This window comes from Parafrankia sp. Ea1.12, from assembly GCF_900465275.1.
GTDB classification, from domain to species: domain Bacteria; phylum Actinomycetota; class Actinomycetes; order Frankiales; family Frankiaceae; genus Parafrankia; species Parafrankia soli.
The window spans coordinates 1-237 of record NZ_UBIZ01000645.1; the positions used below are offsets into that span (position 1 = coordinate 1).

General features: G+C 70.9%; 1 protein-coding gene. It reads right to left on the reverse strand.

All coding sequences use genetic code 11. The features are described 5' to 3' along the window. The coding region (locus tag FMEAI12_RS34430; RefSeq protein WP_146776838.1) for an integrase core domain-containing protein at positions 1 to 237 on the reverse strand (237 nt) is incomplete at both ends.

Sequence of the window (237 nt, forward strand, 5' to 3'; positions counted from 1 at the left end):
GGCCGCGGTGGGGTCGTCGTCCGTTGTAGTGGGCCGCGTACTCGACCAGGAGGGTACGCAGATGCCGCTCGCTGAAGATCAGCATGCGGTCGGTGACCTTGGTCCGGACGGTGCGGACGAACCGTTCCGCGTAGGCGTTCGCCCGGGGCGTCCGGGGTGGGATCGTGACGGTGGTGATGCCGGCGTCGGCGAGGACCGCGCCGAAGGAGGCGGTGAACTGGCCGGCCCGGTGTGCTG